The following is a 22460-nucleotide window of genomic DNA, read 5'->3' as shown; positions in this document are numbered from 1 at the left end:
ATCCCTTATATGACACAAATCGATATAAAAAACGAAATATTTCTTTGTAATTGTTGACTTTACATAAAAGTACTAGCTCACAATAATGTAAATATTTCGTAATATCTTTTAATCGCTAAATAGTCATTTAAAGATATTATCCTATCTAAAAAACAAAACCCGCTTGTGCGGGTTGTAAAATTGGTATTTTATTTGGCGGAATGCTTAGGCGTAACTAGTCGTAGACATCGCCGTAATTTCTATAATTTGTTAACTAAGAATAAAGTTTAGCTTCTAACTGTTTCAAAATCTTCTTCGGATCGTTCTTATCTCCCTTCAGAAATTTCCAAGCAGCAAAACCTGCAAGACCTACGCCAAATGCAACTGTTGCAGTTCCTCCAGTCATTAGACCAATACCTCCAAGGAATGCCATCGAAGCGCTGATAGCAGTAGCCCCAGATAGGGTGCTAATTGCATTACCAGTACTAGCCACACCAAAAGCACCAACAGCAGCCCAGGCTGTACTAAGAGCAGCAGCACTTGTGACTACTCCGGCTCCAGCTGCAATTCCCAAAATTTTTTGATCCTCAGAGTCCATTTGAGTAAGCGAAGCAACAGATACTAAAGCAGCAGCACCAATTAAAGCAGCTCCCCCAGTTGCAACTGCTAGTCCTCCCAACATTCCCAAGCCGCCCGCAGCCACAGAACCACCACCTAAAAAAGCTAGGGTTGCATTAGTTGCCGCACCTCCAGATAAAGAACTAATAACTACCCCTGTCCCTGCTTTTATTCCTGTAGCCTGAGCCATAGTTGTAGCACTTGGAACAAGATTAGATGCTTTTTTAAAGGATTGGTAAACTGTTTGAAGTCTTTCTAATATTGAGCTTTATGATGTGGACTTCCCTTTTTGAGAATTGATTGGTTCTCGCATAAACTTGTAAATTATCTTACAATCATCTGGTATATTAGAAGCCAGAATTAATGCATCTAGTGATTTTAAGTCTGTTGAAGAGTTAACTTGTTCACCATTTCTTAATTTAGTGTAAGTAGAAAGTAAGTCTGACCTATCAATACTTGCTGTAACACTATTAATTACATCTAAGATTAATAACTCAGTAGTCATTACCTTAGATTTAACACTAAAATTAAAGTATAGTTGTTTAATATTTTCAGGAATTGAGTAGTTTTGTACTATTGAGTCCAGTTGTTTCAAAGAAGTAAAATTAGATATACTTTCTCCGGCTCTAATACATTGAAATACCCCTCTAATAGATTCTTTCTGAAATTGGTTAAGTTTAGATATCTGTAAAGACTTCTCAATACATTCTGCAATTGCTATTAGCCTAAAATTCTGACTAGCAAGACTATATCGCCTACAAAAAGATGTATCACTCTGGGCTGAGTCAACAATAAAATCTAATAGTTCTAATGCAGACAAATCATTTTTATATTCAGCATTACTAAGTGAAGTGTAGATATTGCTACATCTAGTTTTACTTTCAAATTTTATATCCGCATTATTAATCAACTTAAATATCATTTTGTCTATATTATCATTCTGCTCAAATAAGGTATGCAGGGTTATAACACTGTACTTTTGATTTAACACAGTTTTTTGTGAAAACAAATCAGAGATTTTATTCAAAAAGCTAGAAGATGTCTTGTCTAAAAAGATTTGACTTCCTTCTGCACAGTTGGCTGGAATATTTACTTGATATATTTTTCCTGTTCTAGAAGTAAATTTTTGAGTTCCACCCTGCTTGGCTATTTGATAAGGTACAAAGACATGATAGATTTCATCTGTTGTAACTTGGGTATTATTTGTCATGATTCAGAATCCAAATTAAAAAGCTTTTTGAAAAAATTACTGCTTTCAAAATGCCTTATTTTGAAATATACTGACAACCGCAAAAATACGCACTGATTTTCGTGCGCTCGCTTGAGTAATTTTAACTAACTTGAATTCTGAATTATTCTTCAACCTTCCCGCACCATCCAAACCAACATTCCCAATAGTATTTCCACTGGCGGAACAGTATAATCATTCAAATCAATACTCAATATTTGCTCTTCTAATTTCAAAAATCGCCAAGCCGTACCGCTGCTGACGCTGCCATAAATTGTTTTAATCGGTATACTATTGATTTCATTAAATTTTTGGGCGGCAATCATTTCTGCTGCACATTGCCCTAAACCAGATTTTAAATCACCTTTTTTCGCTTCAATAATCACGATCGCAGGAGCTTCAATAAATATTTGTTCGGGTGAACGGCTAATTAAAAAATCACATACTCCACTTAAGCCTAGCTCCGGTACGACGGTAAAATCTTCACCAGAAAAAAGGCTGACTTTGCGTTCAAGAATTTTCCGAACTTCTACGAGTATTGGACTAATAATTAACTCTGATCGAGCTTTTTCTGAGCCTGTTGCTGTTGCTAGTGGTAGTCCTTCGCTTAGTGCTTCTTTGAGGTAAAAACTAGGTTCTATGGACTGGATTTCGGGTAAGAACCGTCCATTTTCAAGCGTAGTTAAGTTAAAGTCGCGTTTGACTTTTGACAGCGAGAAGTCACTATAAGACATTATAAATATGATTAAATATTAATCTACGAGTATTGATCCTATCGCGTTTATAGGTGTTTTGTTGGGAATGGAATCAACAAGAGCGATCGCCTTGTCCAAATGCTGTGTCAAAGAGGCCGCGATCGCTCTTTTTACTCATAAGTCGATAGAGTTCAGGGAAATGCGATCGCAATTAGGATTTGGGATTCTAATTTATCGGATAGGTAATTCAATCACAAACTCTGTACCCTCACCTTGTGTTGAATGGCAACTTAGCTTCCCGCGATGATTGTTTACTACAATTTGGTAAGCAATAGATAAACCTAGCCCTGTTCCTTTACCAATGACTTTTGTAGTGTAGAAAGCATCGAATATCTTTGTCCGGTTTGCTTCGGTAATTCCTGAGCCATTGTCTGCAATTCTGATAATAAATCGCTCTCCAATTGCTTCAGTTTTAATCCAAATCATACCAATATGCCTAAAACTTTCATCAAAGTATTGATCTTTTTGTATTTCTTCAATTGCATCTATTGCATTACCAATCAAATTCATAAAAACCTGATTTAGTTCGCCTGGATAGCACTCAATAAGAGGCAATTCTCCATATTCTTTACTTAGTTGTATTGCTGGACGATGAGCATTTGCTTTGAGTCGATGTCCAAGAATGAGTAGCGTAGTTTCTAACCCCTCATGCAGGTTAGCACGTTTCTTCCCTGCTTCTCCGTGTCGAGAGAACTTGTTCAATGATGACACAATCTCTGTAACACGATCTGTACCCAGTTGCATGGATTGAATAACTTTGGAAAAATCATTTAACAAATAGCTGATATCTTTTGTTTTAATAGCATTTTGAATTTCAATAGGTGGATCGGGTAGATATTTTTGATATAGTTCAAGCAAATTAACAACCTCTTGGAAATATTGTTCAATAAAATTCAAATTACCAGCAATAAAATTGATAGGATTATTTACTTCATGGGCAATTCCTGCTGTCATTTGACCCAAGGTTGCTACCTTTTCTGCTTGGATTAGTTGGGTTTGAGCCTGTTGTAATTCGGCGTTTTTGGCCATTAAGGTTTTCGTCAAATTTCTTAGCTTAAGTTGATGCTCTACTCGCACCAAGACCTCCTCATACTGAAAAGGTTTAGTAATATAATCTACGGCTCCCAATCGCAATCCTTTAATCTTATCAGCAGTATCTGAAAGAGCAGTCATAAAAATGATTGGAATATCCTGGACACGAGGATTGCTATCACTTTTGAGGTATTTACAAGTTTCAAACCCATCGATACCCGGCATCATGATATCAAGTAAGATTAAATCAGGTAAATTATCATTTTCTAATCTCTGAATGGCTTTTTCACCACTACGATCTGCCCAAACTTCAAAGCTAGACTGATCCAAAAAGCTCGATAAAACTTGTAAGTTGGCAGGGTTATCATCAACGACTAAAATAATTCCTCTAGCAGGATCGCGATTTAGGGAATTTTTTTGATCGCCTATCCTTGCTGTCATAATATTTCTATCCTATATTGATTCACGTTACTTTTTTGCAATACGCTAAAGGAGAACACTTCAAATTTAAAATTCACACGCTACAATCCCTATAAATAAATTTAATAAAATTAATCATTTGATTTTTCGGTTAAAAAATTAAGGATTAAATCTTCGTCAAACTGCCTTGCTAGTTGCCGCAATTGGTTAGCAAAGGGAGCAAATTTTGTGTCTGTTTCCTCTAGTTTATCTGCCCATTTGAGAATGTCATTAAAGTTACCTTTACTGGCTAAAATCATCAGTTCCCGCAATATATCGGAGGAAGGAGGAGTCAACTTATCTGGTGAACTATCAAGTGTTGTAGGCGAAGAATTGATTTTTTGTTCCTCAGACTGCTGGTAAATCCATGTCAAACCTAAATGGCACTCTAATTGATGCAGTAATTCATCTGCCTGTATCGGTTTACTCAAAAAGGTGTCACCTCCTGCTTGCAGACTGCGATGTTGGTCGGCTTCAAAGACACTAGCGGAAGAGACGATAATCTTGACATCTTGGATATCTGAGGTATGAGGCAGGTGTTTAATCAATTCAAACCCATCCATTTCTGGCATCAGCAAATCTGTAATCACCAGGTCTGGTTTAAGAACGATCGCTTTTTCTAAACCTTCTTTACCGTTACTGGCTTCAACCACTTTGAAACCCAATGGTTGCAATAAGTTTGTAATTACTGTGCGATTCTCCCAGCGATCGTCCACCATCAGGATGGTGCGGGGACTACCTTCAAAGCCAATGATTTGTCCCTTGGATGCAGTCATCGTAGACTGTACCCATTCGCTGGCTTGGGCGATCGCAATTTCAAACCAGAAAGTACTACCCTGACCAATCTCACTTTTAACCTGGATATCGCTACCCATCATCTGCACCAACTGCCGAGTAATAGCTAAACCCAGTCCTGTCCCTTCTATCTGATGCTTTTTCTCACCTACTTGTTCAAATGGCAAAAAAATGTTGTCTAATTGGGTTGGAGTTATGCCAATTCCTGTGTCTTTTACACTAAAGTGAATGCGATATTTCTTTGTCTGCCCATCAGCAGGAAGTCGCTCGATTACCTCAACCTTGAAGCTAACCTTACCCTCATCGGTAAATTTAATGGCATTTCCCAGCAGATTCAAGAGAATCTGACGTAACCTTTTGACATCGACATGAACCGCTGTGGGTAAGTTGCTGGCGGGTTCATAGACAAGCAAAATGCCTTTTTGTTCTGCCCGAATCTGACAAATTTCTACAATTCCTTGTAAAAAAGACGGAAAATGCACATCTTGAGGATGCAACTCTAGTTTTCGCGCTTCAATTTTGGAAAGATCCAAAATGTCATTAATTAAAGTCAGTAGATGAGAGCCACACTGTTCAATAATGTTTACATGATATTGCTCTGGCTCTGGCAAAGCTTTAGAACGCAGCAAAATTTGAGCGCAACCTAAAATACCATTCAAAGGCGTTCGCAGTTCATGACTCATGTTGGCTAAAAATTCGCTCTTAGCCCGGTTTGCAGTATCAGCCGCTGCTTTAGATTTTTTCAGTTGAGCTTGTTCAAACGCTTGCACCTGCCACAAAACAGCAATCATCGTCACTGTCAATCCGCCCACAATTAGGGCGATCGCATCGAGGAATTGTAGCCGAGATTCAATATTTTGGCGCGGAATTACCAAAGCTACAGACCAATTAGCTTCTCGCAACGGCACATAAGCAACATACTTTTTAGTGCCGTCAATTTCCATCAACTGAATTCCCTGTTGTTTGTTTACCATCTGTTGCGCGATCGCATTTAAATTGCGATCTGGAATTTTCAACAGGCTAGGTGCAGGTTTTTCTAACGTTGACATTAACGTTGAGTTGGGATGGACAATCGCTTCTCCTTGGGAATTGAGAGCGAATGCATAGCTATTCTTGCCGTAGCGCAACGAGTTGACCACCTTAGCAATGCGATCGACTTTAACATGACCGTGGAAAACCCCAATCGGTGAACGATTGGTAGGAGAATTTGACCAGATTGGAGTGGCGATCGCAATTAAAGGAATACCTGTGGAACGGCTGATAAAGGGATCGGAAATGTTGCTTTTTCCGGCTAGTGCTTTTTGAAAGTAGTCTCGATCCTTAATATTTTTATTTGATCGACCAACCTTAGTATTAAAATACGAACCATCCGGGGTAGCTATTAGGAAAAAGAAAAATTCATCGATCCGCTTAACTTCTGACTTTAAATAGGGTTCTGTGATAGACCAGTCTAAGGAGCGTACAGTTGAAGTCTGAGCAAGGGTTTGCACCTCTACTTTGCGGACATGCAACCACTCCTCAATTTCATCAACCCCTCTTTTTACCTCTAAAAAAGCCTTTCCTCTCAAGTCTTCTAACGTTATTTTGCGAGCAGCCTGATAGCTAAAATAAGCAGAAATACTCACAATAAGAGTAGTGCCGCCGAGAATAAATCGAATCAGCAAATTGCACGAGGAATGAATTTTGGTATCAGATGGGCTGGAGTTGCCTTTTATCACAGGATTCACCCTCTAAATAATGGGTTTGGTAAGCAAAAAAAAGACTATATTTAGATTGCCCAAAAAATTATTGATGATCGCAGCTTTGATTGTTAGCCATAGCAAAATAATCAATACCCTAAACTTTGCTAACCATACTTTACAGACGTGTATTGGGAAGGACGTATAGGTTTATCATTAGGTAAATTAAAGTGGTTATAAGCTCTTTCAAAAATAGAGCAGCAGAGTGAGTTAAATTATGTGGACTAAATCAACTTGAAGGATTTTTCTATTCTGCATACCCATAACATAAGAACGAATTAGGTAATATTTGCCTTTTGACTAATGACTCAAATAGATATTCTTATCCTTTCAAATGGCCCAGGTGAAGTAACAACCTGGGTGCGTCCAGTAGTAAAGGCGTTGCGCCAAGAATTAGGGGATGACCGTTCTTTAGCGAGGATTTCTGTGGTATTATCACCTTGCTCAAATGCCAGTGGTAAAGAAGCAGCGATCGCTCTTTCTTTCCCCGAAGTAGATAGAGTTCAGGGAGCAGAACATTTTTGGCAATTTTTGCTTTGGGGCAAAACATTTGAAAATTGGGATTGGAGAAGTCGCGGTGTTATCGTTTTTTTGGGCGGCGATCAAATTTTTCCAGTGATTATAGGCAAAAAGCTCGGATATCGCACAGTAGTTTACGCCGAATGGGAAGCCAGGTGGCATAACTGGATAGATCGCTTTGGAATCATGAAACCCGAAGTTGCAGCCCGTGTCCCCCAGAAATATGCTCATAAATTCACTGTCGTCGGTGATTTGATGCTAGAAGCTAGTAGTCATTCGTCATTAGTCATTGGTCATTTGTCCTTAGCAAACGACAAAGGACAAATGACTAATGACATAGATGCGTCAACGGCTACCCACAAGGTAGGACAAAAAACTGAATTGATTGGTTTACTCCCTGGTTCAAAAGCAGCAAAATTAGCCCAAGGAGTACCATTATGTTTAGCTATTGCCGAATACGTTCATGCAAAAATACCGCAAACCAGATTTGTAATTCCTGTAGCACCAACTTTGGATTTACAAACTTTAGCTAGTTTTGCCGATCCCCAAAAGAACTCTATTGCTGAAATCTTTGGCTTTGGCGGTGCTTCCTTAATTATCCCAGAGGATGCTAAAGGCAAGGCATTGCTCAAAACTGCAACGGGCTTAACTGTGGAACTGTGGCAAGAAAACCCTGCATATCACTTATTATCCCAATGCTGCATCTGCTTGACTACGGTGGGGGCAAACACTGCCGAACTTGGTGCTTTAGGAGTGCCAATGATTGTTTTACTACCAACACAGCAACTTGATGCTATGCGTTCTTGGGATGGTTTACCTGGATTGTTAGCAAATCTGCCAGGGTTAGGTACACTATGCGCTAAGGTGATTAATTGGTCATTTCTGAGATTTGTGAGACACAAAGGTTTATTAGCATGGCCAAATATCTGGGCACAGGAAGAGATAGTCCCAGAAATTATGGGTAAAGTTCAACCGCAAGAAGTTGGGGAAATGGTTTTAGACTTTTTGACGAATCCAGAAAAATTGGATGATATGCGCGCCAAACTCCGTAATATTCGCGGTGAAAGCGGTGCAGCGCAGAAGATAGCACAGATTGTTGGTGAGGAAATTGGGAAGTAGGGAAAGATGAGGGAGTAATCGGAGCAACATCCCCCTCATTTTTACTCTGGCTTAATCTGAAGATTCTCCATCCCTGCGCCCAAGTTCATAAATGCCAGCACCCATACAGGCTAATATACCTGTACTAATTCCCCAACTCTCGCCTAAACTAATTTCCAGACCCCAGTTACATAAAGTGCCGACTACCAAAAAAGGCACAATGCTAAACAGTGAAGCGTAGAAAGCATTTTGGGATTCTCTGGCTTTACGAGTCTTTTCAAATTCTGACTGGCTGGTATAAAGCGATCGCTCGGCAAAGTTAAACCAGCGATTGAGTTGTTCGATTACCCATTCATTAACTTTGGAAAAACCTAGATATAGCGCCAATGACCACAAACTCGCTCCGGCGATCGCGATCGTGTCTAACTCAAAACGGAAAGGCAAAATTTCAGTCAGCATTGCTTGGGGGAGTCCTGCAAAGGGTAAACTTTAGCTGTCAGTAGATGCTAAATAAACCTCTTGTGCAATTTTAAGCATAAAAGCTAACAAGATTTCAACTACTTAACAACTTCCCGCTTTTTAGCTTGAAGCAAACCTAATTTACGGATTGCTGGGTAAATTATCGGGGTCGATACCAAGAGAACGTAAATGCTGTGCAAACTTTTCTGCTTTTTCTTCTGCCGTTAAATACCGATTTCCTTGTTCGTCATACCAAGATAGAAATTCCTGACCAATTCCACCAATAACACCTTGATGTCGTCCAATTCCTAAACCAACCTCTGGCATCCAATGAGGTTCGCCAATTTGTAATTGATAATTTTTATCTACCAATTTGTAAATTTCAAATGGTTGGTGTCGATCGCGTTGCCAATATTCGGGGTTGTAAATAATGTAGTAAAGTACGCCAAGTTTCCGATAAATTTCTAACTTTTCGTCGTATTCACTTCCTGGGGAATGGGATACCATCTCCAATGTTAGTATCGGTACTACCTCATTTTCTTCCCAGACAGCTTAACTTCTACGCGATTTACCACCTTTTTTGCGATCGACTCCCAAACTCAGAAACCCATCTGGTACTATGGGGACTCTCGCATTAGCCCCTGTCGTGTGGTAGATTGCCATGTCTACGCCGAAAAACCAATCGGTGCGCGTTGCCCAAATCGAGGTTAATAGGAACAGTAGAATGTTGGGCAGAAAATTTTGATCCTCATTATCCACAGGTATATCGTCTGAGCAGGCTAGTTCGTCAGTGCTTGGAAGCCCAACGACTTTAAGGTTTTCTGACAGCATGACTATTACCGCGGTGGCTTCGGTTTCTTTGATTATAGGTAAATTCAACTTGCCAAGGGTGTAGGGAAGGAACGCATTCTAATAGCGTTCTCCACCCCAGCTAAAAACAATTTGCAGGCAACTTTTTTGCTTATGCAATATCTCAGTTGTTTTTTTGTCTGTATTCTATGCCAGGAACCGGACTTGAACCGGTGACACGAGGATTTTCAGTCCTAACTCAATAACGCTCAAAATGCTTGCATCACATAGATGTTAGTGATGATTAAGTACTTATGCTATCCTACTGTGTGTCAGTTTTTGTGTCAGAATAGACATATTCACAGTAGAAAAAACTTATCGTGAGAAAAATTACACCACTTAATCGTGACGGATACATAGTTATCCGTTTCTCTTTTGAAGGTAAGCGCTATAACTTTAATCCAGTTCCCGGTAGCAAGTACTCTGACAAAGCAGCACTCGCTACAGCAGAAAGCATGGCTTACCGTATTGAGCAAGACTGCATAAACGGATATTTTGACCCTACGCTGACAAAATATAAACCCAGTGCTTTGAAGGGGAGAACCAAGGAAGCTGCTTTACAGGACGCTGAGGAAGCAAGAGAAATTGTAGCCGCAAGATTGTCAGTGAATGCGGTTGACTTACTGCAATTATTTGAGGACTATACGCAGTTCAAGTCTAAGACTTTAAAAGCTAACAGCATGATTGATTATGACCGCATAAAAAACAAGCTTAGGAAATGTCCTCATAAGCTAGTGAGGGATGCTGTAGATATTATGCAATGGTTAGTAAGTGACCACAAAGGAGTATCCACTAGCAGCGTTGAGAAGCAATGGAAACTGATAAACGCTTGCTGTAAGTGGGGAGTAGCTTGCAAGAAATTGCAGTCAAATACATTTGACGGACTAAAAAGCTTAATACCATCTACGAAAAAATCAGCTACTCAGGAAGACATTAATCCCTTTGGCGATAGCGAACGGAAGCAGATTATTCAAGCATTTTACGCTAGCAGTAATTATGCTTACTACGCCCCATTAATAGAATTTTTATTTATTACTGGATGTCGCCCAGAGGAAGCGTTAGCGCTGCAATGGAAGCACATTAAGAACGGAAAAATAACATTCTGTCAAAAGCTAACAGCCAGTGGTGAGATAGAAGCAGGTACTAAGACACAGAGTAAACGTTCTATTACGGTGAACGAACGGATAGTATCTGTTATGAGTGAGATTAAGCCAGATAAATATTCACAAGATGATTTCGTATTCCCTGCAAAAAAAGGTGGCTTTATAGACTGGCACAACTTTGCTAATAGAGCATGGAAGTCAGTACTTAAAAGTCTACCAGATGTTGAATATAGAAACCCTTATCAAATGAGGCATACTGCTATAACAATGATGGTTAGAAGTGGTGTTGATAGTGTGGTTGTGGCTAAGTGGGTGGGCAATTCACCCAATATGATTGCCAAGAGATATTTGGGTGATGTTAGCGATATTGCAATGCCAGATAGCTAGATACGACATTACACAGTTAGCACGTAAATAATGCATTACCTATGCATACAAGGCGATGAATATATTTACCCACAACAACATGATTTCGTTGCCGATTAGGATATTTATTGGCATAAGTACCCTATTATTTGAAAGTGTCATTCTAAGCGACATATTTTTATGACATTTACAGTGTCATACCAGCAAAATATCCATACGACATATTTGGATGACATTTTAAATGACATTAAAATATGACACTTTACAACAATACCCTAAAGCAGTAAAACACCACTCTGGGGTATCACTTCGACTAGGTTAATCTGTCCCAAGTACTAACACTCTAAATGCGGTCGCTATATAGTCTCTAGCAGAAAAAGTTTTTCTAACAGGTTAACCTGTAAGAATAATTCTTTCTGCTGCCTTGCGCTTGCTGTGCCAGCAAGAAAGCCCAGCAGTGATATGCTAGGCACAAATATTAATCAGTTTTTAGTATTCCTTTAGTGATTGCTGCACCACTTGATTACCGCTTCCCAGAAGTCTTTACTTCCGCCACGAACATTTAAGTCACGGTGACAAGCATTATTGAGAGGGTGAACGTGTAGAGTGATGTAATCTCTGATGTCTTTTGGCTTATAGGACAAAGCAATTTCATCCAGTACGAAGAAAGGGTAACACCTATCTCGGAATGCTAAAAGTGCCTTGTTTCTCAGTGCGAGATTTTTACTACAAACGATTTCAGCAATGGACTCATTGATTGATGCCAAACTATGGTCAGTATTGTTGCAATACATTGATGCATAGTCACAAGCGGCAGGTAATCCATTTGTGCTGCTAGAGTTTAGAAAATTTCCAGTGTTGCTGAGAGGTAACGCTATCATAGTGTTGCTTAAATGAGTCATGATTCATCCTCCTGTTTGTCATTTTCGTTGTCTTGTGCATAGATACTGCTAGCATCAATACCTAGTCTGTCCAAGAGGAACCTAAGTATTGAAACTAGCTTGCGTGCTTGTTCGTAACGTGGTGAAGTACTCTTTTCCTCGCAAGTCTTTTCCCATGTATTAACCTCTTTCTCTAGGTCAATTAAGAGTTGATAGATATCATCCAACTTATCGGCGATAGAAAGTGGAACATATTTTTGCATTACCTCTCCAGCGTATTTTTTCTTCCTGCCTGAACCTGGCTTTCTCGTGCCAGACTTTGGAACACCTCTAGGCATAGATTAAAACCTCATTACTTTCAGAATTTGTCATACATTCCACTAGCGCTAACCAGTGGAATATATTGTCTTGTTTTGACTTATAGATTGTTGGGAAAATTCAATGTTTGACTTTAGCCAGCACTCAGAAAATGTTCACTTACTCGTGCTCAATACAGGCACTCAAACGACTCTCAGCTACGTTGGAATAATGCCCACCAACATGAAATTTTAAGAACTTTCCGGCACTTACTGCCTTTGTGATTGCCATGTTATATTCCCACTTGCCACCCATGTAATCGATGCGGTAAGTTTGACCAGTAACAATCCCTGTGAACTCACGTACTTCAAAAAATTCACCCATAGTCCAATCAACTTGTTGACCTATTTTGTAGAGAGGAGCGGGAATAGACACAACGGAAGGATGTACAGATACTTGATTAGCTGACATAATAATTTAGCCTTTTGCGTAGGTTGATTACGTGAGATGGAAGTCGTCATCGTTTGAGTTGGTAGCTCATTCGGTGGCGCATTTTATTGTGTGTATGAGAGGGAAGAAACAATCAATAATCAGACAAGTGCCTGTCGGGGGCGTGTCCATTATCTAAACTGTTCCGAACAACATCAATTTGACTTTTCAGGGATTGATAGGCTTTGTCTAGTTCAGCGAACTGTTCAATCATTGTTTGAGGTGTTACCTCGTCTGTTAATCCCAAAATATGCCATGCAAGTAATCGCGCCTCAGCAACTAACTCAAATGCATCAGATTGGATGGTTTCTAGTTCGTAATCGGGGGATAACACAATATGCTCCATTGATTGGGTGTACTGGGCATCAACAGCGCTATGGAATCGATGAATCTCTGAATCCCTTGCTGTTGTTTGCTTTTCTTATTTATAACAGGTAAACAAAAAACTGTTAATTATTTATAACAGATAAATAAGAGTATAAGCCACAACGTATACTGTGACTAGGGAAATTCATATTTACAGATATCTTGGCAATACTGGCTATACCCTTCTTAAAAGTGTCACTCAAAATGACATGAAAACATGACATTTTTAATGTCATAAAAATATGACACTTCAAAAACATAGGGTACTAGGCTACAAGCAAACTTGGTGTTTACTGTTCAGGGTTATCAATATCAATCGAATCTATACTCTCGTATCCTCCCATCTGAGAGATATCCAGTCCCATTCCGTCCAGCATTCCCCTTATATCCTTTACCAGCACAGATGCCTTGTCATAGCGTGGATTTTTGGCAACATCCACTAGTTCTAGCGATTCCTCCCACGCCGCAATTTCACCCTCTAACTCGATCAGAAAGTAGTAGACATCGGCGATGTTATCGGCAATAGACAGTGGAGCTTTAACAGCTTTTGTTTTCTCGCCATACTTTCTTGGCTTACCAGCACCACTAGCGCGCTTACCCGCTTTAGGAATTCCTCTAGGCATATATTTGACTGGGTTCTTTCTTTTGTTTAGCAGATGCCAGGCACTACGTTATGGCGAGTAACACTCCAAAGCCTTGTGGTGTCTGACTCTTCTAATATAGTAACTATATAAGAGATTGCCCAGTGTTGTATAACACTTAACCTGTTTTCAGAAGTGACACTCGTAGATGTCATTTAAAGTGACATTTTTAGATGTCAGTTGAGGTGACACTTTCAAGCAATACTACACAAGGATTGAGTGATGAGTAACTTAACTGCTTTTAATTTTGAGTCACACGATATTCGTTTTATCGAAGGTAAGCCCGTCGCTAATGATGTAGCCGTTGTCTTGGGTTACGCTGACCCGCAGTCAACAATTAGTAAGAAGGTTTCACCTAAAAACAAAGGGGTTGCCGAAATGGAAACACCAGGTGGAATGCAGTTAGTGATCGTACTTAAAGAGGCTGGCATCTATCAACTTATTTTTAGCAGCAAACTAGAAACTGCGGAAAAGTTTCAAGATTGGGTCTTCAGTGAAGTTTTACCCTCTATCCGCAAGACTGGCGGTTATAGCGTTAACAGTCAAAAGCAATTACCATCCGTTACTACCTCAAGGCTTACCGATTTAAAAGCCAATGACGCACTAGTACGGCATCAGATTAAGGTGCTTGAGAGTGAACTGACCGATAAGAGGCGTGAACTACAAAACATTCAACAAGAGCTATTCGCTGAAGCTAAAGCAGTACTCGATGCTAATCCTGACCTGGCAAAACAAGTACTTGATGCCAAGGAAATAATAGAACGTGCCAAACAAGCTAACAAGTACCTTAGTGCGTGAGATGACATAGAAATATGACATTAAAAGTGTCATGTTTTAGTGTCATCTACGAATAATACATACAACAGGTTTTAACATCACTTCAATACACACAAGTTTTACCGATAAAAACAATGAACAACTTATCCATCTTCAGCTTTGAAGCACACGATATACGTTTTGTGGGTACTGCGATAGACCCTTGGTGGGTAGCTGCTGATGTTTGCAAGGCACTAGAGATTACGAACCCGTCCATGGCAATTGGCAAGCTCGATGATGATGAGAAAAGACATGACATAACTTTAAATGATGTCAGTGGTAAATTTACCAGTACTAGGGTTCAAAAAGTATGGTGCGTAAACGAACCGGGGTTATATTCACTTGTTCTTACGAGTCGCAAGCCGTCAACCAGACGTTTTAAGAAGTGGCTGACACAAGAAGTCATTCCTGCTATACGTCGCACTGGTAGCTATGGCACACCCACCAATACACCGCCCACACCTGCCAAGTTGAACACTGCCTTTGCCGCCAAAGTTGCCGAACTGGCAAAGCGCAAGGAATTACTGTCAGAACGTATTGACGCTACATCGAAGTCACTCAAGGTATTGCAAGAACAGTACAGCCTACTAGACCAGGAATATTCACGACTGTATGTAGAGCATTATCGTCACGAGGGCGAGGAGTACATCAAACACAAACAGATCGTTGGTAGTCACAATCCTTATGTTTCTAAGCAGGTGAGGGATGTTGAACAATAGTGTCACTCTGGATGACATATTTTTATGACACTTTAAATGACACTTTTTTATGACACCTGGAAAACATACATGGCACAAACAATAAAGTATCGAATGCAGTGTGAGAAATGCTTGGGATTTATCAACTGACACAAAACTGGTACAAATACTTGGTGGATACTGGTATCACAAACAAAAAAGCAATACTGACATCAGCAGTATTGTTTAAGTTAACTAGAAGTACTTAACTTCGTTATTCTTTAATGAAGTACTCGTGATTGTTGCATAGACAGTACTTGACCTACCACTGTACAAAAACTGAAACAATGAGCAATAACTTAACCAACATAATTGGTATAGTGCCTGAGATTGTGTGTCAGTTTTTGTGTCAGTGAACCAGTGTGTCAGAGTTGTTTTTGCTTGTAACTGATGCCAGGAACCGGACTTGAACCGGTGACACGAGGATTTTCAGTCCTCTGCTCTACCAACTGAGCTATCCCGGCTGGGGCTTTTGTGAGCCACGATTAATCAATGTAGCAAAGATAAAAGAATATAGCAAGTGTTTGGAGAAAAATAGTTATGCAGCTTTCAAGCTCAACTTAAACCAGACGAAAACGGCTACAAATAGGAGAAACTGGACAAGAACAATACTTGGCCCAGAAGCAAGGTTGAAAATACCTGAGACCATAATGCCAGCAATGCTGCTAATGGAACCAACTATCACCGACATAACTAGAAAGCGGCTAAAGTGGTGACTCATCAGTTTGGCGGTGGAGGCGGGAATGACCAAAAAGGCGTTCACCAGTAAAACACCGACGGCTTTAATTGCCACAGCAACGGCGAGTGAAAGCAAGACAACAAAGGCGTAGCGGTACAATTGAACGGGAATGCCTTGAACTTGCGCGACATCGGGGTTAAGGGTCAATAAAATTTGCTGTCGCAGAGTTGATAGTAAAAATATGCTACCTCCCACAAGGACTAGCAGCGTCAAAATCAAATCTGTGGTGTTGATCGCTAGAATATCCCCGAACAGTACAGCCATCAAGTTGCCACGATATCCTTTAATTAGGCTTGTGAGAATTAAACCGATCGCTAATGCCCCAGATAGCACTATGCTAAGTACGCTATCGCTAGCTAAGTCGGTTTTGTCGATGAAGTAGAGGACAATAACCCCAAAAACTAAGGTAAAAGGTAACAGCATCCAAGTAGGATTTACCTGTAGCAGCACGCCTAACGCCACACCTACTAATGCTGCATGACCTACCGCGTGGCTAAAAAATGACAACTGGCGCAAGGTGACAAAACTACCCAACATCCCGCCAAGTATTCCCATCAAGGCAGCACCGACGATCGCACGCTGTATCGAGGCAAGTTCTAACAACTCTAGCAAGTCATTACTACTAGCGATCGCGAGCCAATTTATCTGACAATCATTGAAGAAATTCATACTTATGGAGATTAATGTTGGTGCTGGTAGCGACTGAAACCTGGGCCGTAGGTTGCTAACAGGTTTTGCGGTGAAAGGGCAATTTCTGGCTTACCAGTACAAACAATGCTTTGGTTCAGGCAAAGCACGCGATCGCAATGCCGATTTACCATATCAATATCGTGAGAAACTTGTAATACTGTCCAACTTTCCTCTCGCTTTAATTCATTTAGCAAAGCGTAAAAATCTGCTGCACCTTGCACATCAACACCAGCAAAGGCTTCATCTAGTACCAAGAGTTTCCGAGGAATTACCAAACAATAAGCCAATAAAACCCGCTTGAGTTGACCGCCACTAAGAGTACCAATAGCTTGATGCTGTAAATGATAAGCATCAGTTCGCCGTAAAGCTTCTGTTACTGCTGCCGATTTTTCTCGGTCTTGTTTCCACAGCTTGGAAAAAAATGAATTCTTTCTTTTCCTTTCCTTAGTCCATCCCAGTCCCACTAATTCGCTGACAGAAATGGGAAAGCTACGGTCAAAAATGAAGTTTTGCGGCATATAGCCCAATGTGTGGCGTAAATGCCCCAATCTGGAAATTGGACGACCCAAGATTTCAATCGTCCCAGCACTTCGAGGTATCAAATCTAAAACCGCTTTTACCAGGGTACTTTTACCAGCACCATTGGGGCCAACAATGGCTGTATCTGTTCCTGGTAACAATTCAAAGGAAACATCTCGAACAGCTAAATAGCTGCCTTGATAAACAGTTAATCCTTCTACTTTCAAAATAGGAATGTCATTAGTCATTAGTCATTAGTCATTAGTTATTGGTCATTGGTCACTTGTTCTGAGTTTCGACTGCGCTCAACTACCGCGTAGTAGTTGGCACAACCTCTTGTAGAGAAGTATTGGTCATTAGTCATTTGCAAATGACAAAGGACAACTGACAAATCTATTTACAAGATGTTTCCAGAGTTTGCAAATTAGCTTTCATTGCCTTGAAATAATGCTGTGGATCTGTTTCGCCAGTTTCTAGAGAATCCAGAGTACGCAAAGTTATTTTCAAGTCTTTAGAGAGGCTATTCAGCAGTTTGTTATCTACTCCTGGTTCGCTAAATAAAGCTTTAACTTTGTATTTTTTCACAGCGTTGACGGCATTTTGCACATCTGTTGGTGAAAGTTGATCCTCGGGAATTTGCACCACAGCAACTTGCTTGAGGTTATAGCGTTTAGCTAAATATGGAAACGCATCATGAAAGGTAATAAAGGTGCAAGTGGGATTTTTCTGCAAAGTCTGCTGAAATTCGCTGTTTAAACTTTCTAATTCTTTAATATAAGCTGTAGCATTTGCTTCGTAAGTAGCTTTGTTCGCCGGATCGGCAGCAATTAATCCATCTCGAATATTTGTTACCTGCTGTTTTGCTAAAACTGGATCTAACCAAACGTGAGGATTACCCTGACTATGTTCCTGGTCTTTTTCATCTGGTGTCGTTTTTATAATAGGTGAAATTTCATTTAAGGGTTTAATACCAATACTTGCATCAATTTCAGTTAATTTGGGATTTTGGGCATTTTTGACAGTACCTTCCAGAAATTGCTCCAAGCCTAAACCATTTTTTACTAACACCTTAGCAGTAGCGATCGCTTTGACATTTGCTGGTGTCGCTTGGTATTCATGCACCTCCGTACCAGGTGGCACTAGAATTTCTACATCTGCCACATCCCCAGCTACTGCCTTAGTAAACAAATATATCGGCAAAAATGTCGCTACTACTTTAGTTTTTCCCGACTGTGCCTGTGGGGTAGAAGCAGCTTCCTGTACTTGCGGCGACTGTTCGGAAGTTGTTCCCTGATTTGAATTCGATTGGCTACACCCAGTAGCCATCGACAACATTAGCAGAGCAATTATGGGCAAGATGCCGCTTCTTTGCCTACCTGTTCTAATTTCTCTGCAATTCACAATCACAATATTTCTCCTCCAAACGGATGCTTGCTCTACCTCTGTCATCATCACCATTGATAATGGGAAGTATTCTAAATTTTATACTATAATAATTCTCATTCTCATTTTAAGTACATAATATCATTCTGGGTTTGCTGTGTAATGAGTAACAACAAAACTTTTTCAGACGGTACAGCCCTCTGCAATTTAGTTTTCCCTAAATAATTAGGATTTCTTGACTTTTTTTGTTAAAAAGGTTGCTTACTTCTGATAAGATTGCTGACAAATATTGTCATAAAATGCCCGTTAAAAAAACGTGGTTTGGGTGTGAATTGGAGATTAGTGTGAGGAGAGAAATGCAAAAATTCTGGAAATATCTGCTAGTTAGTCCAGCAGTCTGCGGTGTCATGCTATTTGTTAATACTGCTACATTTGCAGGTGAAACATCGAGTAAATCTGAAATCAATCAACCGCAAGTTTTAGCTAATCCAGATGCAAGAGCTACGAACATCGCCCCAGATCAGAAAATGGGACAAGTTACCTCCGTGTCTCAATTTTCTGATGTACAACCCACCGACTGGGCATTCCAAGCATTGCAGTCCTTGGTTGAGCGGTATGGCTGTATTGCCGGATACCCAAATAGCACTTATCGGGGTAATCGGGCATTAACGCGATATGAATTTGCTGCTGGTTTGAATGCTTGTCTCGATCGCGTTAACGAACTTATTGCTACAGCTACTGGCGATTTAGTTAACAAACAAGATTTAGCCACATTACAAAAGTTGCAAGAAGATTTTTCCGCAGAACTGGCGACACTCCGAGGTCGTGTGGATGCAGTAGAAGCTAAAGCTGCTGAATTAGAAGCGAATCAGTTCTCAACTACAACTAAATTGCAAGGACAAGTTGTTGCAGTTGTCAGCGATGTGTTGTCAAAAAATACAGTCAACGGTGCAGAAATCACAGACGAGAATACAACTTTAGGGGTACGGGCACGCATAGAATTAGTAACCAGCTTTACAGGGAAAGATACGCTGTTTACCAGAATCCAAGCTAATAATATTCTCAGCCCTAACATTGGTACGCCAGAAGGTAACTTATTTTTTGCTGGCGAGGATGGTACTACTAATGCTGACATAGATGCCTTGTATTACAAATTCCCTCTGGGCGAAAAAACACAGGTTATCGCGATCGCTAATGCAGGTGCAGCAGACGATCTTACCAGCACTGTCAATCTCTTTGATGGTGATGGCGCTTTTGGTGCTTTGTCTACCTTTGGTACACGTAACCCAATTTATAACCAAATAAATGGCGCGGGGTTGGGAGTAACATACGAGTTCAGCGAAAAACTGGCATTAAGTCTAGGGTATTTGAGTGGTACAGCTAATAACCCTACACCGAATAATGGTTTGTTCAATGGTTCTTATGGTGCGTTGGCACAGTTGACAGTTAAACCAAGCGATCGCATTTCTATCGGTTTAACTTACATCAATTCCTATAACCAACCACTACTCACAGGTAGCAATGCCGCCACTTTCCAGGATATAGCAGCTATCCAGGGTTTACCAGAAGATCAAGTAGGATTTTCCAGTAATTCTTACGGTGTTCAAGCATCCATTGGCATCACTGATAACATCGTCTTGGGTGGTTGGGCTGGATACACCAACAGCCAAAGCTTGAGAGGAACCCGTGGAGACGTTGATATTTGGAACTATGCTGTTACCTTGGGCTTCCCTGACCTCGGTAAAAAAGGTAACTTAGCAGGTATCATCGCTGGTGTGGAGCCAAAAGTCACAAGCTCTGACATCGCAGGTTTGGATAGCGATCCTGATACATCCTATCATCTTGAAGCGTTCTACCAGTATAAGCTGAGTGACAATATCACCATTACTCCTGGAGTAATCTGGTTAACATCTCCAGATCACAACGACACCAATGATGATGTTGTTATTGGTGCATTGAGAACCACATTCAGTTTCTAATTTTTTAAATCTTAAAAGAAGACGCAAAGGATAAATTTGCGTCTTTTGTTTTGTGTATAGGTTTAAAAACAGAACTCAATATTTTTACCGGGCTTGATATCTTCAAACAACGTGAGTTCGACAGATAGAAAAGGTCAAAAAGGTTGCTAGATATGAATTTATTCAACTGAACATCCACGCAGCCTGAAAAAAGTCGCGTTCACAAAACATCGCATAACGATAAGTTGAATGCACAACAGAGTTGGTAGCAGCATAATTGTCAACTAAATTTTCTAATTGTTGTGTTAGTGGTTGAAAATCTGCGCTGCTATAAGTACGAATCCAGTCTGCATATTGATGATCGGGAATACCGTTACAAGCCAATTTTTCTCCTAAAAAGGCATACAAACGCATACAGGGAGACATCGCCGCAGCAGTTAAACCAACATCTTTGCTCCAAGCAGTTGCTAACAAAAAATCAGTATAGCGGCGGGTGGCAGATGCAGGTTCTACAGCATACAAATTGACTCCCCACTCAGAAGCATAGCTACTATGCAGCCGTAGTTCTTCTAAAACTCCACTAGCTAAATTATGAAATGTGGTGAAACCTAACCAGTCTGGTGCTTTAGCTGCGGCGATACTGTAGGCACGGGCAAAAGCTTCTAAGAAAAAAGCATCTTGCCCTACGTAGTAAGCAAATTTAGCTCGCTCAAGAGTACCATCGCCAATACCTTGAACGAAAGGATGCTCTAGGCAAGCTTGGGCTAAGTCTTGATTTGCTGCCCATAATTCGTTAGATAAAGTCATTTGTCATTTGTCATTTGTCACTTGTACTGAGTTTCGACTGCGCTCAACTACCGCGTTCGCGTAGCGTCTCGTAGAGAAGCCGTTGGCGTAGCCTCTCGTAGAGAAGTATTTGTTATTATCCCCTTTAAAAAGGGAAGAACTGGAGCAAGACTGAGCCAATACTTCCCAAAAAGTCAACGAAGCTGGGTTTACCAGTACTTATCTTCTCATTGACGGGTGTTTGCAGTTCTTTTATAAAAGTTTGGGCTGTTAGGGTTCCAGTGCTGTTGTTTTGGGATGTAAACAATTTTTGTGCAACTTGAGCATCTTGGAATGCACCTTGTCTATCTAGTATTTGGTAACGGGCGACACCACGAGCTAGATAAGCATCCGCATATTCTGGTTTAATTGCGATCGCTTGATTAAAATAACTGATTGCTTGCTGTTGGTTGCCTTTTTGCCCTTCTGCTACACCCAAAGCATAAAATTCTGCTGGTGAAGCAATTTGTGATGGTATCGCAACTGCACCTTGAAAGTTAGTCCCATTTAAGTAAGCGCCAGTTAGTTCTGCATTTGCTAAATAAGTATTTCTCAAATCAGCACCCGTCAAATTTGCCCCATTAAATTTAGCTTCGCTCAGGTTAACGCCAAATAAACTCGCGCCACTTAAGTTTGCACCCCGCAAATCTGCACCGCTCAAGTTTGCGCGGCTGAGGTTAGCACCTGTGAGATTAGCACCGCTCAAATTGGCTCCAGATAAGTCAGCCATTACTAAACCTGCACTCGTCAAATCACAATTTTGACATTGTTTGGTTGCCAATAACTGTTTAATATGTTCAGAATTGGCTGCTTGTACGGTTGTTGTCAAACTAATCGTGGTTAAAAATGCAACTGCACCCAGAAGTTGGTTTTTCATGTTTATGTAATATTTTTTACTCAATAGCAGTATTAATTGAGATGGATTTATACCTCAGCATTATGATATGAGCAATCTCAACAATTTGCCCTCTGTAGTTGCCTACATCACCTATAAATTGGTGATACCTTTTCTATGGAATGTTACGCTAAAGCATTCTAGAAAAGTGGTGAAAGTATAAATCGAGCCGATATTAAGACTGACAACCCCAGTAAAAAGGGTAAATGAGCATCATTCGTCAAG

The 22460-nt window shown here is 40.3% G+C and carries 21 protein-coding genes, 1 tRNA gene and 2 pseudogenes; 5 read left to right on the top strand and 19 right to left on the bottom strand.

Going from position 1 to position 22460, the window contains the following annotated elements; translation table 11 throughout:
* Positions 1 to 253 precede the first annotated feature (253 nt).
* The 6 genes and pseudogenes from V7K44_RS13380 to V7K44_RS13360 all read right to left on the bottom strand — a co-directional run bounded on the left by V7K44_RS13380 (position 254) and on the right by V7K44_RS13360 (position 6584).
* Positions 254 to 787, bottom strand: a complete 534-nt coding sequence (locus V7K44_RS13380; RefSeq protein ID WP_334932134.1) for a hypothetical protein — start codon at positions 785 to 787, stop codon at positions 254 to 256.
* 78 nt (positions 788 to 865) lie between these two features.
* The gene (locus tag V7K44_RS13375) at positions 866 to 1807 is read right to left on the bottom strand and encodes a hypothetical protein (RefSeq protein ID WP_334932132.1); all 942 of its coding nucleotides are present in this window, start codon (positions 1805 to 1807) and stop codon (positions 866 to 868) included.
* 149 nt (positions 1808 to 1956) lie between these two features.
* The gene (locus V7K44_RS13370; RefSeq protein ID WP_334932130.1) at positions 1957 to 2559 is read right to left on the bottom strand and encodes a hypothetical protein; all 603 of its coding nucleotides are present in this window, start codon (positions 2557 to 2559) and stop codon (positions 1957 to 1959) included.
* A 192-nt stretch (positions 2560 to 2751) separates the two neighbouring features.
* Positions 2752 to 3609 carry a sensor histidine kinase gene (locus V7K44_RS13365; RefSeq protein WP_442940686.1) on the bottom strand — a complete coding sequence of 286 codons (858 nt, stop codon included), beginning with the start codon at positions 3607 to 3609 and terminating at the stop codon, positions 2752 to 2754.
* Positions 3610 to 3633: 24 nt separating this feature from the next.
* A pseudogene (locus tag V7K44_RS33190) lies at positions 3634 to 4053 on the bottom strand (response regulator); the annotation flags it as partial.
* 110 nt (positions 4054 to 4163) lie between these two features.
* Positions 4164 to 6584 (bottom strand): ATP-binding protein, encoded by a 2421-nt coding sequence (locus tag V7K44_RS13360; RefSeq protein WP_334932126.1) that lies wholly within the window; start codon positions 6582 to 6584, stop codon positions 4164 to 4166.
* A gap of 324 nt (positions 6585 to 6908) precedes the next feature.
* Here V7K44_RS13360 and V7K44_RS13355 point away from each other — a divergent pair, with 324 nt between their 5' ends.
* Positions 6909 to 8243, top strand: a complete 1335-nt coding sequence (locus V7K44_RS13355) for a lipid-A-disaccharide synthase (protein WP_334932124.1) — start codon at positions 6909 to 6911, stop codon at positions 8241 to 8243.
* A 51-nt stretch (positions 8244 to 8294) separates the two neighbouring features.
* Here the strand turns inward: V7K44_RS13355 and V7K44_RS13350 are convergent, their stop codons facing one another.
* Both V7K44_RS13350 and V7K44_RS13345 read right to left on the bottom strand, forming a co-directional pair.
* Positions 8295 to 8681, bottom strand: a complete 387-nt coding sequence (locus tag V7K44_RS13350; protein WP_334932122.1) for a hypothetical protein — start codon at positions 8679 to 8681, stop codon at positions 8295 to 8297.
* Between the two features lie 141 nt (positions 8682 to 8822).
* Positions 8823 to 9512 (bottom strand): annotated as a pseudogene (locus V7K44_RS13345) (Uma2 family endonuclease).
* A gap of 338 nt (positions 9513 to 9850) precedes the next feature.
* Between V7K44_RS13345 and V7K44_RS13340 the strand changes: the two are divergent.
* Positions 9851 to 11020: a site-specific integrase gene (locus tag V7K44_RS13340; RefSeq protein ID WP_334932120.1), complete on the top strand. Its 1170-nt coding sequence runs from the start codon at positions 9851 to 9853 to the stop codon at positions 11018 to 11020.
* 479 nt (positions 11021 to 11499) lie between these two features.
* Here the strand turns inward: V7K44_RS13340 and V7K44_RS13335 are convergent, their stop codons facing one another.
* From V7K44_RS13335 to V7K44_RS13315, 5 genes are all read right to left on the bottom strand, one after another.
* On the bottom strand, positions 11500 to 11901 hold the full coding sequence (locus V7K44_RS13335; protein WP_334932118.1) for a hypothetical protein: 402 nt from the start codon (positions 11899 to 11901) through the stop codon (positions 11500 to 11502).
* On the bottom strand, positions 11898 to 12218 hold the full coding sequence (locus V7K44_RS13330) for a hypothetical protein (protein ID WP_334932116.1): 321 nt from the start codon (positions 12216 to 12218) through the stop codon (positions 11898 to 11900). Before V7K44_RS13330 ends, V7K44_RS13335 begins: the two co-directional genes overlap by 4 nt.
* A gap of 139 nt (positions 12219 to 12357) precedes the next feature.
* Positions 12358 to 12648, bottom strand: coding sequence for a hypothetical protein (locus tag V7K44_RS13325; RefSeq protein WP_334932114.1), 291 nt, complete (start codon positions 12646 to 12648; stop codon positions 12358 to 12360).
* Positions 12649 to 12760: 112 nt separating this feature from the next.
* On the bottom strand, positions 12761 to 13000 hold the full coding sequence (locus tag V7K44_RS13320) for a hypothetical protein (RefSeq protein ID WP_334932112.1): 240 nt from the start codon (positions 12998 to 13000) through the stop codon (positions 12761 to 12763).
* 322 nt (positions 13001 to 13322) lie between these two features.
* The gene (locus V7K44_RS13315) at positions 13323 to 13655 is read right to left on the bottom strand and encodes a hypothetical protein (protein WP_334932110.1); all 333 of its coding nucleotides are present in this window, start codon (positions 13653 to 13655) and stop codon (positions 13323 to 13325) included.
* A 240-nt stretch (positions 13656 to 13895) separates the two neighbouring features.
* Here V7K44_RS13315 and V7K44_RS13310 point away from each other — a divergent pair, with 240 nt between their 5' ends.
* Positions 13896 to 14471: a BRO-N domain-containing protein gene (locus V7K44_RS13310; protein WP_334932108.1), complete on the top strand. Its 576-nt coding sequence runs from the start codon at positions 13896 to 13898 to the stop codon at positions 14469 to 14471.
* Between the two features lie 113 nt (positions 14472 to 14584).
* Entirely contained in the window at positions 14585 to 15208 is a 624-nt protein-coding gene (locus tag V7K44_RS13305; protein WP_334932106.1) for a BRO-N domain-containing protein, read from the top strand.
* A 409-nt stretch (positions 15209 to 15617) separates the two neighbouring features.
* Here the strand turns inward: V7K44_RS13305 and V7K44_RS13300 are convergent.
* From V7K44_RS13300 to V7K44_RS13285, 4 genes are all read right to left on the bottom strand, one after another.
* Positions 15618 to 15690, bottom strand: a tRNA-Phe gene (locus V7K44_RS13300).
* A gap of 74 nt (positions 15691 to 15764) precedes the next feature.
* On the bottom strand, positions 15765 to 16634 hold the full coding sequence (locus V7K44_RS13295) for a metal ABC transporter permease (RefSeq protein ID WP_334932104.1): 870 nt from the start codon (positions 16632 to 16634) through the stop codon (positions 15765 to 15767).
* 11 nt (positions 16635 to 16645) lie between these two features.
* Positions 16646 to 17422, bottom strand: coding sequence for a metal ABC transporter ATP-binding protein (locus V7K44_RS13290; protein ID WP_334932102.1), 777 nt, complete (start codon positions 17420 to 17422; stop codon positions 16646 to 16648).
* Between the two features lie 145 nt (positions 17423 to 17567).
* Positions 17568 to 18509: a metal ABC transporter substrate-binding protein gene (locus tag V7K44_RS13285; RefSeq protein ID WP_442940685.1), complete on the bottom strand. Its 942-nt coding sequence runs from the start codon at positions 18507 to 18509 to the stop codon at positions 17568 to 17570.
* A 404-nt stretch (positions 18510 to 18913) separates the two neighbouring features.
* Here V7K44_RS13285 and V7K44_RS13280 point away from each other — a divergent pair, with 404 nt between their 5' ends.
* Positions 18914 to 20536, top strand: a complete 1623-nt coding sequence (locus tag V7K44_RS13280; protein ID WP_334932098.1) for an iron uptake porin — start codon at positions 18914 to 18916, stop codon at positions 20534 to 20536.
* Between the two features lie 162 nt (positions 20537 to 20698).
* On the opposite strand, the gene V7K44_RS13275 is transcribed toward V7K44_RS13280, so the two are convergent.
* Both V7K44_RS13275 and V7K44_RS13270 read right to left on the bottom strand, forming a co-directional pair.
* Positions 20699 to 21322, bottom strand: coding sequence for a TenA family protein (locus V7K44_RS13275; protein ID WP_334898553.1), 624 nt, complete (start codon positions 21320 to 21322; stop codon positions 20699 to 20701).
* Positions 21323 to 21446: 124 nt separating this feature from the next.
* Entirely contained in the window at positions 21447 to 22217 is a 771-nt protein-coding gene (locus V7K44_RS13270) for a pentapeptide repeat-containing protein (RefSeq protein WP_334932096.1), read from the bottom strand.
* Positions 22218 to 22460 lie beyond the last annotated feature (243 nt).

The organism is Nostoc sp. (assembly GCF_036917235.1).
Taxonomy (GTDB): domain Bacteria; phylum Cyanobacteriota; class Cyanobacteriia; order Cyanobacteriales; family Nostocaceae; genus Nostoc.
The sequence above is the reverse complement of the archived record's forward strand: the minus strand, read 5'-3'. Positions and strand labels throughout refer to the sequence as shown.